General features: G+C 71.8%; 13 protein-coding genes. 5 read left to right on the plus strand and 8 right to left on the minus strand.

The genetic code is table 11. The features are described from left to right. Positions 1–36 precede the first annotated feature (36 nt). Together ACFYNP_RS36215 and ACFYNP_RS36220 are read right to left on the minus strand one after the other, a co-directional pair. The gene (locus ACFYNP_RS36215; protein WP_388406880.1) at positions 37–636 is read right to left on the minus strand and encodes a Uma2 family endonuclease; all 600 of its coding nucleotides are present in this window, start codon (positions 634–636) and stop codon (positions 37–39) included. A gap of 132 nt (positions 637–768) precedes the next feature. Next, on the minus strand, positions 769–1,875 hold the full coding sequence (locus ACFYNP_RS36220) for a ferritin-like domain-containing protein (RefSeq protein WP_388406878.1): 1,107 nt from the start codon (positions 1,873–1,875) through the stop codon (positions 769–771). 190 nt (positions 1,876–2,065) lie between these two features. Between ACFYNP_RS36220 and ACFYNP_RS36225 the strand changes: the two genes are divergently transcribed. The 4 genes from ACFYNP_RS36225 to ACFYNP_RS36240 all read left to right on the plus strand — a co-directional run bounded on the left by ACFYNP_RS36225 (position 2,066) and on the right by ACFYNP_RS36240 (position 5,330). Further along, positions 2,066–2,995: a diiron oxygenase gene (locus ACFYNP_RS36225; RefSeq protein ID WP_388791526.1), complete on the plus strand. Its 930-nt coding sequence runs from the start codon at positions 2,066–2,068 to the stop codon at positions 2,993–2,995. Between the two features lie 29 nt (positions 2,996–3,024). Further along, positions 3,025–3,750, plus strand: coding sequence for a TetR/AcrR family transcriptional regulator (locus tag ACFYNP_RS36230; RefSeq protein ID WP_388791528.1), 726 nt, complete (start codon positions 3,025–3,027; stop codon positions 3,748–3,750). 10 nt (positions 3,751–3,760) lie between these two features. Further along, positions 3,761–4,060: a hypothetical protein gene (locus ACFYNP_RS36235; RefSeq protein ID WP_267056366.1), complete on the plus strand. Its 300-nt coding sequence runs from the start codon at positions 3,761–3,763 to the stop codon at positions 4,058–4,060. A 100-nt stretch (positions 4,061–4,160) separates the two neighbouring features. Next, a complete protein-coding gene (locus ACFYNP_RS36240) occupies positions 4,161–5,330 on the plus strand; it encodes an NlpC/P60 family protein (protein WP_388791530.1) in 1,170 nt (389 codons plus the stop codon). Here ACFYNP_RS36240 and ACFYNP_RS36245 read toward each other — a convergent pair. The 5 genes from ACFYNP_RS36245 to ACFYNP_RS36265 are packed head-to-tail and all read right to left on the minus strand — an operon-like array spanning position 5,327 to position 11,004. Continuing rightward, positions 5,327–6,568 (minus strand): styrene monooxygenase/indole monooxygenase family protein, encoded by a 1,242-nt coding sequence (locus tag ACFYNP_RS36245; RefSeq protein ID WP_388791532.1) that lies wholly within the window; start codon positions 6,566–6,568, stop codon positions 5,327–5,329. The genes ACFYNP_RS36240 and ACFYNP_RS36245 overlap by 4 nt on opposite strands. Positions 6,569–6,616: 48 nt before the next feature. Continuing rightward, complete coding sequence (locus ACFYNP_RS36250; protein ID WP_388406866.1) at positions 6,617–7,234, minus strand: ATP/GTP-binding protein; 618 nt, start codon at positions 7,232–7,234, stop codon at positions 6,617–6,619. Then, positions 7,215–7,661, minus strand: coding sequence for a DUF742 domain-containing protein (locus tag ACFYNP_RS36255; protein ID WP_388791534.1), 447 nt, complete (start codon positions 7,659–7,661; stop codon positions 7,215–7,217). The genes ACFYNP_RS36250 and ACFYNP_RS36255 overlap by 20 nt, the downstream gene beginning before the upstream one ends. After that, on the minus strand, positions 7,658–8,188 hold the full coding sequence (locus ACFYNP_RS36260; protein WP_388406861.1) for a roadblock/LC7 domain-containing protein: 531 nt from the start codon (positions 8,186–8,188) through the stop codon (positions 7,658–7,660). The genes ACFYNP_RS36255 and ACFYNP_RS36260 overlap by 4 nt, the downstream gene beginning before the upstream one ends. Further along, positions 8,185–11,004 carry a nitrate- and nitrite sensing domain-containing protein gene (locus tag ACFYNP_RS36265; protein WP_388791536.1) on the minus strand — a complete coding sequence of 940 codons (2,820 nt, stop codon included), beginning with the start codon at positions 11,002–11,004 and terminating at the stop codon, positions 8,185–8,187. The genes ACFYNP_RS36260 and ACFYNP_RS36265 overlap by 4 nt, the downstream gene beginning before the upstream one ends. A 336-nt stretch (positions 11,005–11,340) precedes the next feature. On the opposite strand from ACFYNP_RS36265, the gene ACFYNP_RS36270 reads away from it, so the two are divergent. Next, positions 11,341–12,126: a hypothetical protein gene (locus tag ACFYNP_RS36270; protein ID WP_388406855.1), complete on the plus strand. Its 786-nt coding sequence runs from the start codon at positions 11,341–11,343 to the stop codon at positions 12,124–12,126. A gap of 75 nt (positions 12,127–12,201) precedes the next feature. On the opposite strand, the gene ACFYNP_RS36275 is transcribed toward ACFYNP_RS36270, so the two are convergent. Continuing rightward, positions 12,202–12,654 carry a MarR family winged helix-turn-helix transcriptional regulator gene (locus ACFYNP_RS36275; protein WP_100579617.1) on the minus strand — a complete coding sequence of 151 codons (453 nt, stop codon included), beginning with the start codon at positions 12,652–12,654 and terminating at the stop codon, positions 12,202–12,204. Positions 12,655–12,914 lie beyond the last annotated feature (260 nt).

Consider the following 12,914-nt stretch of genomic DNA (forward strand, 5'->3'; position numbering starts at 1 on the left):
CCGTCGCGGGCACCTCGGTGCCCGCGGTCCCGGGGGTCAGCGACGGCGGTCCAGCGCGGTCAGATCGATCTCGATGGGGAAGGGGAGGTCGACCCTGAGTTGCTTGTGGAAGATCCCGATCGGGCCATAGGCCTTGGTACCCGGATCCAGTTCGAAGACGTACACGACGGGCAGTCCGTCGTTCTCCTCGACCCGCCAGAAGTGCTGGACGCCCGCTCGGGCGTACTTGCGGGGCTTGACCTCGCGGTCTCGTTCCATGGAGTCCGCGGACACCACCTCGACCGCGAGGAGAACGTCCTTCGGCTCGAACCAGGTCTGGAGAGCGCTGGTCACCACGTCGGCCGGGACGATGAGGACGTCGGGCTCGGGGCGGTTCCTCTGATCCAGCTTGATTGTCATCTCTCGGATCACCGCAAGATGCTCCGGAGCCTGGGCCACGAACGCGTGCTCCAAAAGGCGCATCGTGCGCATGTGAAACCAGGTCTGCGGACTCATGAGGGTGAGGCTCCCGTCGATCAGCTCCGTGTGCGGAGGGAGATTCGGAAGCCGGTCCAGGTCGTCCGCCGTCCAGCCGCCCGCCGGCGGCCTGGGCCACTGGTACTCGCCATCCAGCTTGTACTCGCGTGCGGCGCTCATGATTGCTCCCATACGACGGAGTCTGTCTCGCCTCCTCAGCCTACCCAGCGGCAATCCGAGGGCGCCGCACGAAAGAGTGCATACCGGTCGCGCCGTTGACGAAGCGGGAGGCGCGACCGGCACCCGGCGGCGTCAGGACGAGGCGCCCGCCTCGATCGCCCCCTCCACCTCCGCGACCCGCGCCGCCTCCTCCTCGGCGAAGCGTTCCTTGTCCAGCTGTTCGGCGATCTCCTCGTCCTGGGCCATCAGGAGGTCCAGGTTGGAGTCACCGAGGTCGAAGACGCCCATGTCGAGGTACGCCTTCTGGAGCCGCTCCCCCCACAGGCCGATGTCCTTCACGCAGGGGACGATGCGGCTGAAGAGGAGCTTGCGGAACAGGTGGAGGAACTCGCTCTCCTCGCTGAGCTGTTCGGCCTCCTTCTTCGGGATGCCGAAGTTCTCCAGGACCTCCACCCCGCGCAGCCGGTCCCGCATCAGGTAGCAGCCCTCGATGACGAACTCCTCGCGCTCCTTCAGCTCGGCGTCGGACAGCTGGCGGTAGTAGTCGCGCAGCGCCATGCGGCCGAAGGCCACGTGACGGGCCTCGTCCTGCATGACGTACGCCAGGATCTGCTTGGGCAGCGGCTTGTCCGTGGTGTCGCGGATCATGCCGAAGGCCGCGAGTGCCAGGCCCTCGATCAGGACCTGCATGCCGAGGTAGGGCATGTCCCAGCGGGAGTCGCGCAGGGTGTCGCCCAGCAGCGCCTGGAGGTTGTCGTTGACCGGGTAGAGCATGCCGAGCTTCTCGTGCAGGAAGCGGCCGTAGATCTCGGCGTGCCGGGCCTCGTCCATCGTCTGGGTCGCCGAGTAGAACTTGGCGTCCAGGTCGGGCACCGACTCCACGATGCGGGCGGCGCACACCATCGCGCCCTGCTCGCCGTGCAGGAACTGGCTGAACTGCCAGGAGGTGTAGTGCAGTCGCAGCTCGCCCTTGTCCCGGTCGGTCATCTTGGCCCAGTGCGGGGTGCCGTACAGGGTCATCGCCTCGTCGGGGGTGCCGAGGGGGTCGTACGGGTCGACCTCCAGGTCCCAGTCGATGCGCTTGGCGCCGTCCCACTGCTTGTCCTTGCCCTTCTGGTAGAGGGCGAGCAGACGGTCGCGCCCGTCGTCGTACTCCCAGCTGAAGCGGGCGGCGCCGGAGGCCGGCACCTGCCACAGCGGTTCCTGCGGGGCCTTCACATAGAGGTCGTGCGTCGACACGTGCGGCTCCTTCGCCTCGCGGACGGCATCGTCCAGCGGCTCAACTTCTGCACACTGCTGTGCAGTTGGCAGGTTCACACGGCGGTAGACACGGGGTCAACAAGTCGGGTGCGAGGGATTGACGCACTTGCTGACAAGCAGTCTCATAAGAGGTGACCGCAGGTAACCCAGCCACGAGGTGCCCGAAGCCATGACGACCGTGACCGAACGCGAAGTGCTCCGCGACGCACTCGGCCTGCTCAGGGACCGCGAGCAGGTGGCCGAGCGGCTGCTCGAATCGTCCGCCAAGCACTCCTTCGACCCCGACAGGGAACTGGACTGGGACGCCCCCGTCGAGGACGGCAAGTGGTTCTGGCCGCCGGAGCTGCTCTCCCTCTACGACACCCCGCTGTGGCGGAAGATGTCCGAGGAGCAGCGGATGGACCTGGCCCGCCACGAGGCCGCCTCGCTCGCCTCGCTCGGCATCTGGTTCGAGATCATCCTGATGCAGCTGCTGGTCCGGCACATCTACGACAAGTCGCTCACCAGCAACCACGTCCGGTACGCGCTCACCGAGATCGCCGACGAGTGCCGCCACTCGATGATGTTCGCCCGCATGATCAAGAAGGGCGGGGCGCCGACGTACCGGGTGCCGAGGATCTACCACAACCTCGCCCGCGTCCTGAAGACCGTCTCCACGACCCCGGGCTCCTTCGCGGCCACCCTGCTCGGCGAGGAGATCCTGGACTGGATGCAGCGGCTGACCTTCCCGGACGAGCGCGTCCAGACCATCGTGCGCGGAGTGACCCGCATCCACGTGGTCGAGGAGGCCCGCCATGTCCGTTACGCGCGCGAGGAGTTGAGGCGGCAGATGGTCTCCGCGCCGCGCTGGGAACGGGAGTTGACCCGCGTCAGCTGCGGCGAGGCGGCCCGCGTCTTCGCCACCTGCTTCGTCAACCCGCAGGTGTACGAGAACGTGGGTCTGGACCGCCGCGAGGCCGTGGCCCAGGTGAAGGCGAGCGGCCACCGCCGCGAGGTCATGCAGAGCGGCGCGGGCCGCCTCACCGAATTCCTGGACGACATAGGCGTGTTGAACGGCGTCAGCCGCAGGCTCTGGAAGAGCTCGGGACTCCTGGCGTAAACCCCGGACCCGGCGATTACGCTGCCCGTATGACCTCACCCGCCGCCACCCCCGCGTACCGCAGGCTCAGCGTCGAGGAGCGCCGCACCCAGCTCCTCGGCGCGGCCCTGACGCTCTTCGCGCACCGGGCGCCGGAGGACGTGTCGCTCGACGACGTGGCCGAGGCCGCCGGGGTCTCGCGGCCCCTGGTCTACCGCTACTTCCCGGGCGGCAAGCAGCAGTTGTACGAGGCCGCGCTGCGCTCGGCGGCCGACGAGCTGGAGCTGTGCTTCGCCGAGGCGCAGACCGGCCCGCTCACCCAGCGCCTCACCCGGGCCCTGGACCGCTACCTCGCCTTCGTCGACCAGCACGACGCTGGGTTCTCCGCGCTGCTCCAGGGCGGCAGCATGGCCGAGACGTCGCGGACGACCGCGATCGTGGACGAGGTGCGGCGGGCCGCGGCCGAGCAGATCCTGGTGCACCTGGAGGTCACCGAACCGGGCCCGCGGCTGCGCATGATGGTGCGCACCTGGATCGCGGCGGTCGAGGCCGCCTCGCTGATCTGGCTGGACGAGGAGAAGCAGCCCCCGCTGCCCGAGCTGCGGGACTGGCTGGTGGACCATCTGGTGGCGCTGCTCACCGCGACGGCGGCCACCGACGCGCAGACCTCGGCGGCGGTGCGCGGAGCGCTGTCCCACGAGTCCCCCGAGGGCGCGGCCGGGGTGCTGGCCCGCCGGGTGGTACCCGTCGTGAGCGAGGCGGCCCACCTGCTGTGAGACTTGGGGGGTGCGAAGCGAGAACACCCTCTTTGTGGGCGGCCCCCTCGACGGGCGCGTCCTGCCGGTACTGACCGGCCCGACCGGCAAGCCGCCGCAGTGGTACGAGGTGCCCGTGCCCGACGCGGAGGGCGGCCCGGCGACCGTGCACGCCTACCGTCTGGAGCCGGCCTCCCACACCAAGCGGCTCGGGCTTCCGCGCGGCTGGAAGTACACCTATGTGCCCGAGGGCCGCGAGCCGCGCCGCTGGCCGTGGACCAAGAAGGGCCCCGGCGCAAGCCCCCGCACCGGGCTGCCGCCGCACGAGTGAGCCGAATCCCCCGTTCACTTCTCCCACCAGGATTGTCCCGCGAGCGCGTGCCACGATCCGGTGGGGCCGGACCGACCGGTCCCGGACCGGAGGTGAGCACATGTCAGCTCGTGTGCGCTCGGTGTGCGCGATGGCCGTCGCCGCGGCCCTGGCGACGGCTGCCGTGGGCCCGCTCGCGGTCGCGGCACCCCAGCCGCCCGGCGAGTCGTCGGCCGCGCTGCCCGGCGGGCCCCCCGAGACCTCGCCGCTGGCCCTCCTGAACCGACTCCAGACGCTGTACCGGCAGACGGAGGAGGCGACCGAGGCGTACAAGACCACCGATGTCGAGCTGAAGCGCCGCGAGGCCGAGGACAAGAAGCTGACCGCCTCACTCGCCCAGGCCCGCACCGCGCTCGCGCGCGGCCGCGGCGACGCCGGGCGTCTGGCCCGCGAGCAGTACCAGGGCCGCAGCGACCTCTCCACGTATCTGCGGCTGCTGCTGGCCAGCGACCCGCAGAGCGCACTCGACCAGCGCCACGTCCTGGACCGCGCGGCCGGCGAACGCCGGGCCGCGATGGACCGGCTGGCCGACGGCGAGCGGCGGGCCGCCGAACTCGCCCGGGCCTCGCGCCAGGCGCTCGACGAGCAGCAGGCCCTCGCCAGACAGCAGCAACAGGCGAAGGAGGAGGTCGAGTCACGGCTCAAGGAAGTCGAGAAGCTGCTCTCCGGCCTCTCCCCCGACCAACTGGCCGAACTCACCCGGCTGGAACAGCAGGGCACCGAGCGGGCCCAGCAGACCCTGCTCTCCTCGGGCGCCCTGAGCTCGGCCCGGGCCCCCTCGCCGGAGGGCGACCGGGCGCTCACGTACGCCGTCGACCAGATCGGCAAGCCGTACGTGTGGGGCGCCGAGGGCCCCGAGTCCTACGACTGCTCGGGGCTCACCTCGCAGGCGTGGGCGCACGCCGGCCGCTCGATCCCGCGCACCAGCCAGGAGCAGTGGGCGGAGCTGCCGCGCGTCCCGCTGACCTCGCTGCGCCCGGGCGACCTGGTGATCTACTTCCCCAAGGCCACCCATGTGGCGATGTACCTGGGCGACGGCCTGGTGGTACAGGCGCCGCGCCCCGGCACCCGCGTCAAGGTCTCCCCCATCGCGGCGAACCCGCTGCTCGGCGCGGTCCGCCCGGACCCGGCGGCGGGCTCCCTGTCCTCGTACCGCCCTCCGAGGCTCCCCGAGGGGGCGTCGGAGGGGACGGACACGGGGTACTCGACCGATGCCGAGCCCGCCAACTAGCCCTGGGCGCCCGCCACTTCGGCGAGGTAGGGCTCCGTCTTCTCCGGCTCGTAGAAGAAGTTCTCGAAGTCGGCCGGGTCGTTGAAGCCGTTGGCGAAGCGGTCGGCGGCGGGCTGGAGCTCGCCGGCCGCGCCGATCAGGTTCAGGACGTGCTCCGGCGGCACCCTCAGCATCGCGTTGGTCCACTTCGTCACGTGCTGGGCGGTGTCCCAGTACCGGTCGAAGGCCGACCGCATCCAGGCCTCGTCGAACTCCTTCTCGCCGTGCTCGACGATCGAGGAGAGGTACGAAGCGGCGCACTTGGACGCCGAGTTGGAGCCCTGTCCCGTGATCGGGTCGTTCGCGACGACCACGTCCCCGACGCCGAGCACCAGACCGCCGCCGGGCAGCCGGCCGACGGGGTTGCGCACGGTCGGGGCGTAACGGCCCGCCAACGTGCCGCCCGCGTCGGTCAGTTCGACCTTGGTGGCGCGCGCGTACTCCCACGGCACGAACTTCTCCAGCAGCTCCAGCGTGAGCGCGAGGTGCTCGTTCGGGTCCTTCACGCCGTTGAACACGTCCAGCGGGCCGCCGGGCACGCCCTCCCAGAACAGGATGTCCGCGCGGCCCGAGACGGTCAGGGTCGGCATGACGAACAGCTCGCCGACGCCGGGCACCAGGTTGCAGCGCACCGCGTCGAACCCGGGGTGCTCGGGGCGCGGGCCGAGGCCGTGCACGTACGACACCGCGAGGGCGCGCTGCGGCTCGGCGTAGGGGGAGCGCGAGGCGTCGCGGCCGAACATCGAGACGAGCTCGCCCTTGCCGGCGGAGACCAGGACCAGGTCGTAGGTGCGCGCGAAGAAGTCGAGGTCGGAGACGGCCGCGCCGTGGATGACGAGCTGTCCGCCGCGCTGCGCGAAGGTGTCCATCCAGCCGGCCATCTTGACCCGCTGGTCCACGGACTGCGCGTAGCCGTCCAGCCTGCCCACCCAGTCGATGGCCCGGGAGGAGTCCGGGGCGGCGACCGAGACGCCCACGCCCTCGATGAGCGGAGCCTGGGACTCCCAGAAGTTCAGCGAGAGGTCGCGCTCGTGCTGGAGCGCGGTGTGGAACATGCACTGCGTCGACATGACCCGGCCGGACCTGATCTCGTCCGCCGTGCGGTTCGACATCAGGGTGACCTCGTACCCCTGCGCCTGCAGTCCGAGGGCCAGCTGGAGACCGGACTGGCCGGCTCCGACGATGAGTATTCTCCGCATGCGGGACCGTTCTCCGTTGTGTGCGTTGCGTGCCGTGGGGGGCGGCGTCTATTCGGGGCAGGCTTCCAGGGCGTGGGCCACCAGGCCGAGCAGGGAGTCGATGACCGAGAGCCGGTCACGCGCGTCCATGATCACCACCGGGATGTGCGGCGGCACGGTGAGTGCCTCGCGCACGTCCTCGGCCTCGAAGGACTCGGTGCCCTCGAAGTGGTTGACGGCCACGACGTACGGAATGCCGCAGCTCTCGAAGTAGTCGAGCGCGGGGAAGCAGTCCGTCAGACGCCGGGTGTCGGCGAGCACGATCGCGCCGATCGCCCCGCGCACGATGTCGTCCCACATGAACCAGAACCGCTGCTGCCCGGGCGTGCCGAACACGTACAGGACGAGGTCGTCGGCGAGCGTGATGCGGCCGAAGTCCATGGCGACGGTGGTGGTCAGCTTCTCGGGCGTCGCCGACAGGTCGTCGGTGGCCTCGCTGGCCCGGGTCATCACCGCCTCGGTCTGGAGCGGGGTGATCTCGGAGACCGCCGTTACGAAGGTGGTCTTGCCCACGCCGAAGCCACCCGCGACCACGACCTTGGTCGCGATGGGGGCCCGGCTGCGGTCCTGCTGCCAAGGCTGCAACTCCTCGTCGGGAGCGAGGAGTTCAGAGACGGCGGAGTCCACTGAGCACCCTTTCGAGCAGTGCGCGGTTGGGCCGGTCCGAGCCGTGCCCGGTCCCGTACACACGGATTCTTCCCTGGTCGGCCAGGTCGCTGAGCAGCACGCGCACCACACCGAGGGGCATCTTGAGGAGGGCGGAGATCTCGGCGACGGTCCGCATCGCGCGGCAGATCTCCACGATGGCCAGCATCTCCGGCATGACCCGGTGGGTGCGCCCGCCGAGCTCCTTGCGCTCGGGGGGCGCCTCGATGGCCGCGACGAACGTCTCGACGAGCAGTACGTGGCCGAACCGGGTGCGCCCGCCGGTCAGCGAGTACGGGCGGACCCGGGCGGGCCTCGGGGTCTCCCCTGCCCGACCGGAGCGGAGAGCTCGGGGAAGGCCCGCGCCGCGTATCGGAAGCCGCGCGGATTCCTCGGCGGGCGGGTTCACTGGACGGCCTCCATCGACTGGCGCAGCGCACTGCGGACTTCGGGGGTCAGCACGTGTCCGGCGCGGCCCACGAAGAGCGCCATGTGATACGCGACGACGCTCATGTCGCAGTCGGGGGTGGCGTGCACGCCGAGCAGCGAGCCGTCGCTGATGGACATGACGAAGACGCTGCCCTCCTCCATCGCGACCATCGTCTGCTTGACGCCGCCGCCCTCCATGAGGCGGGCGGCCCCGATGGTGAGGCTGCCGATGCCGGAGACGATGGTGGCGAGATCGGCGCTCGATCCGCGCGGGCCCTGCCGGGCGACGGTCACCTGGCGCTGCTCGGGGTCGGACGAGAGCAGCAGCAGTCCGTCGGAGGAGACGACCGCGACGGAGTGGATCCCGGGCACCTCCTCGACGAGGTTGCCCAGCAGCCACTGCAGATTGCGGGCCTCGGTGTTCGCCCCGATCGTGCCGGTGCCGCTGCCGGTGCCGGACGCCGCGCCGCCGGGCCTGTCGATACCGGTGGTGCCGGTCGCACTCATCTGCGTACCTCCTCGACTGTCTCCCCCGTGTCCGTGTCTGCCTGCTGTTCGGTCTCTTCGCGCTGTCCGGTCTCTTCGAGTTCCGCCGCCACATCGCGCCGGCCCTCGGTCGCGCCTTTCTGGAAACCGCCGAGCCTGCGGCGCAGCGCCTCCGCGGCGTCGGTGCCTCCCTTGCGCTCCTGTACCCCGCCCGCCCCGGCCTGCACGACCTTCGGGGTCCGCTTGGGCAGGCCCTTGTCCGTCAGCCGCTGAGCGCCCTCGGGGGCCGGGTCGGGTTCGGCCTCCGGGTTGGGCACGGCCGGGGGTACGGGCGCGGACGCGGCTACGGGTGCGGAGGCGGCCACGGGGACGGCCTCTGACGCGGGTGCGGGCCGAGGTGCGGTGGGCTCGGGACCGGCTGCCTCGGGCCGGGGCTCGGGGAGCCGCATCTCGAAGGTCGGCTGGTCCAGGGGGTGTTCGGCGTCCGCTGCGGGCTCCGCGTCCGCGACGGGCGCACCGGGCCCAGCCGGCTCGACCGAATCGTCCTGGGCCCGGGCGGCCCGCGTCGGCAGGGCGGGCTCGGCCGGTTCGGGCCGCGCGGGCTCGGCCGGTTCCACGGGCTCGGTCGGCCCCGCGGACTCGGTCGGCCCCGCGGGCTCGGGGACGGTGGGCCTGGGGATCTCGCCCGAGCGTTCCGTGCGCTCCGGCAGCACATTGGAGTTGGCCTCGGCGAGCGCGCCCGGCAGCGTGAAGCGCGGCGCCTCGCCGGCCGACGGCACCAGCTGCGGGGCGTCCACCGGCGGGGTGGTCGGCAGGATCGCCCCGGGCAGCACCACGACCGCGGCGACACCGCCCTGCTTCTGCTCGCGCAGTTCGACACGTACGCCGTGCCGGTGCGCGAGCAGGGCCGAGACATGCAGCCCGAGGCCGCCCGCCTCGGTGCCGGGCTCGCCGGGTTCGTACGAGGCGGGGTCGGCGAGCCGGCGGTTCAGCTCGGCTCGGCGCTCGGAGGGCACGCCGATGCCCTCGTCCTCGACCGAGAGCATGATCTCGCCGCTCTCCAACTGCCATCCGGAGAGCTGCACTTGGGTTTCGGGCGGCGAGAAGGAGGTGGCGTTCTCCAGGAGCTCGGCGACCAGGTGACTCAGGTCGTCGGCGGCGAAACCGGCGACCTGGGCGTGCGGCGGCAGGGCCTGGATGACGACCCGCTCGTACCGCTCGATCTCGCTGACCGCGGCCCGCATCACATCGACCAGCGGGACCGGGCCCGGGTGGTTGTGGTGGTGCTCGGTGCCGGCCAGGACCAGGAGGTTCTCGCCGTGGCGCCGGATGACGGTGGCCAGGTGGTCGAGCTTGAACAGGACGCCGAGCTGGTCCGGGTCCTGCTCGCGCTCCTCCAGGCTCTCGATCACGGACAGCTGACGCTCGATCAGACCGAGGCTGCGCAGCCCCAGGTTGACGAAGGCGTGCTTGACCGTGCCCTCCGCACGCTCCAGCCGAGTCGTCAACTCCCGTACTTCTGCGCGGAGTTGCTCCTTCTCGGCGGCCAGGCGGGCGAGCCGGCCGCGCTGCTTGCCGAGGTCCTGGTCGAGTTCGGTGACGCGGGAGCGCTGCTCGACGAACTTGGCGTGCAGCTCGTTGAGGGAGCGTACGACCTGGGCGAACTCGTCGTTGCGGCCGGTGAAGCGCACCGGCTCCTCGGTCTCGGGCGCCTCGGCGAGCCGGGCCGAGCCGCGCCGCAGCACGGCGAGCGGACGGGTCAGGCTGCGGGCGGTCGCGGCCGAGATTCCGATGGCGAGCAGCAGCAGGGCGCCGATGAGCCCGATCCGGATCTCCAGGGCGCTGACGTCGTCGTCGCGCAGCTGCTCGAACTTCTTGACCTGCGCGGTGGCGAGCGCGGCCTCGGCGCCGCGCATCCGGTCGATCCGCGCGGAGAGGGCCGCGCCCACCGCGTCCGGGTCGGACTTGCGCTCGGAGGTGCTGAGCTGGGGCTGGTCGGTGAGCCGGGTGAGGAAGCCGTCGGCGGCCTCCACCTCGGGCCCGGTGACGGTGCTGGCGAACCGGTCGCGTGCGTCCGCGGCGGCGGCCTGGTCGAAGTCGGCGAGCGCGGACTGCTCGCGCACATGGGCCTGCTGGGCGGCCCCGCTGAGCGCGTCCCGCGTGCGGGCCGCGTCCCCGTCGTTCTCCTTCGACACGTACTTGCCGCTGACGGGGTCGAACACCCGCGAGGTCGAGCCGGCCGGCACCGAGAGCGCGCCGAGCAGCAGCCCCCGGGTGGCCGAGGCCTGCTCCACCGCCCGCCCCAGCGCCCCGGGGGCCCGGGTCGCCTCGGCGGCGCGCGGCGGTGTGCGGTCGGCGAGCTCGTCGGCGACGGCGAGCAGCGTGGCGATCACGTCGGAGTACGACTTCTGCGCCTCCAGGGCGGTGCCCTTGCCGGTGAGCGCGGTGCGGCGCAGGGCCGGCACGGTGGCGAGGTCGCGTGCGAGGCCCGCGGGGGCGGTGGCGCGCAGTTCGTCGATCTGCCGGTCCACGCGGGCGGCGGGCTCCTTGAGGGCCGCGTCCTTGCCGCTGGGCCGGCCGGCGGCGACGTACTGCGTGACGCCGTCGCGCTCGTCACCGAGCGCGTGGGCGAGGCTGATCGCCTGCTGGTCCAGCTGCGCGAGGGTGACCAGGTGCTGGGAGTCCTTGAGGTCCGCGGAGGCCGCGAAGAGGGTGGGCGCACCGGCTCCGAGCACGGTGAGGGAGACAACGGCGACGGAGACGACCAGGCGGCTCCGCACCCGAACGGTGCGTTGTGCGCGTGTGCCGTCGTTGCCCCGAGGCCGCTTGTTCTGCACCGGTGCTCTCAATCTTCACTCGTGTCTGCCAGTCCACCAAGGAAGCCAAGGTGACGACTGGTCATGACGAGTAGTCACTGCTCGGCCACCTGAACGAGTGAACATCACTTCGGAGTTGACCATCAACTCTCCCGGAGCGCCCGGCCCCGGTCCGCCGTGGAGCCGGTTGGAACTTCCGCGCGGCCTTTGGCAGGATGCCCGCCCACACTCGGCGGAGCGGCGGATTCCTCCCGGGATTATGCGGTTCGGCCCCCGTCCGGAGCCAATTGACGGGGCGTCCGACGGCTCCGCCGATGGCGGGGAGGCGCCGTGGCGGGCTCGTGCAGACTGGCCGGCATGCGCATCCAGCTGACCACCGTGCCCGGAGACCCCGCCCGCCCCAACGAGGACTGGGCGGCCACCGCACTGCCCGCTTCGGGCCTGGGCGGGCTGCTCGTCGTCCTGGACGGCGTGACCCCGCTGCCCGGGAACGGCGACTGCGTGCACGACGTGCCGTGGTTCACCGCGCGGCTCGGCGGCGCGCTGACCGAACTGTCCGCTTCGCGGCGGGACATGACGCTGGCCGGGATCCTGGCGGAATCCATTCGGCGCACCGCGGACGCCCACCGCGACACCTGTGACCTTTCTCACCCGCGCACGCCTCAGGCAACCGTGGTGCTCGCGCGGTGGGACGCGGCGGACCTGGAGTACCTCGTCCTGTCGGACTCGGCCCTGCTCGTCGAATCGGCCGACGGCTCGGTACGGGCGGTCCTGGACGACCGGCTCGACCGGGTGCCGCGGGCGTCCCTGGTCAGCGACGCGGTCGCGGACGCGACGGTCCGCAACAAGGAGGGCGGGTTCTTCACGGCGGCCGCGGACCCGTCGGTGGCGGCCCGCGCGGTCACCGGCCGCGAGCCGCTCGCCGCCGTGCGGTCGGTGCTCGCCCTGACGGACGGGGCGAGCCGCTGGGTCGAGAAGTTCCGCGAGGGCTCGTGGGCGGACTGCGTGGCCCTGGTCCGCAAGGCGGGTCCGGACGGACTGGTCGCGCGGGTGCGGGAGTTGGAGACGGGGGACGCGGAGCGGGCGTTCCTGGGGCGGAGCAAGCGGCACGACGACGCGACCGTGGTGGCGGTGGGGTTCTAGCCCCCGCCGCGCGCGGCCCCGAGGGCTTTCCCGGGCCCGGCTCCGCCCGGACCCGCCCGGCCCCGGGGACAGGCCCTAGCTCTCCGCCGCCGCGTTCAGCTGGTGCAGCAGGCGGGCCAGTTCGGAGATTTCCAGGCGGTCCCAGTTGGCCAGCCTGCGCACATAGCTCTCGCGGCGGGCGTCGCGGACCCGGCCGAACCGTGCCGTGCCCTCGGGGGTGATGCGGACCAGGGAGGCACGGCCGTCGGCCGGGTCGGGTTCGCGGGCGACCAGGCCGAGGTCCTCCAGGGCGTGCAACTGGCGGCTCATCGTCGCCTTGCCCACGCCGAAGTACCCGGCGAGCTCGGTGGCCCGCTGCGGGCCGGCCTCGTCGAGGCGTACCAGCAGGCCGTACGCCGCCGGTTCGAGATCGGGGTGCACCTCGCGGGCCATCTCGCCGGACGAGGCCCTGGCCCGCCGCAGGAAGACGGCCAGCTCGCGTTCGAGCGCGAGGAACTCCTGGTCCGGACCGTGCACATCGGCTCCCATGCCCTAGGTGTGTCGTGACGGCACAGTATTTCCCAGCGGGCTGTGTGCCGGGCATCCCGGATGGCGCCGGGAGGGGCCGCGGCTGAAAGTTTCCGCCGGGCCACGCCGTTCCCGCAGCGTGTCGTCACCACCACAGGTCTGAACCAACGGCATAGCCTGGAGCCCCTTTCCCGCCAACGGTCTACGTGCGTAGCGTCATCTCTGGCATCCCTGACATGTCCACAGCGATACGTCGTCGCCATGTCGACCCAGGACGTCAT

The sequence above is a fragment of the Streptomyces sp. NPDC006691 genome (assembly GCF_042869955.1).
GTDB lineage: Bacteria > Actinomycetota > Actinomycetes > Streptomycetales > Streptomycetaceae > Streptomyces.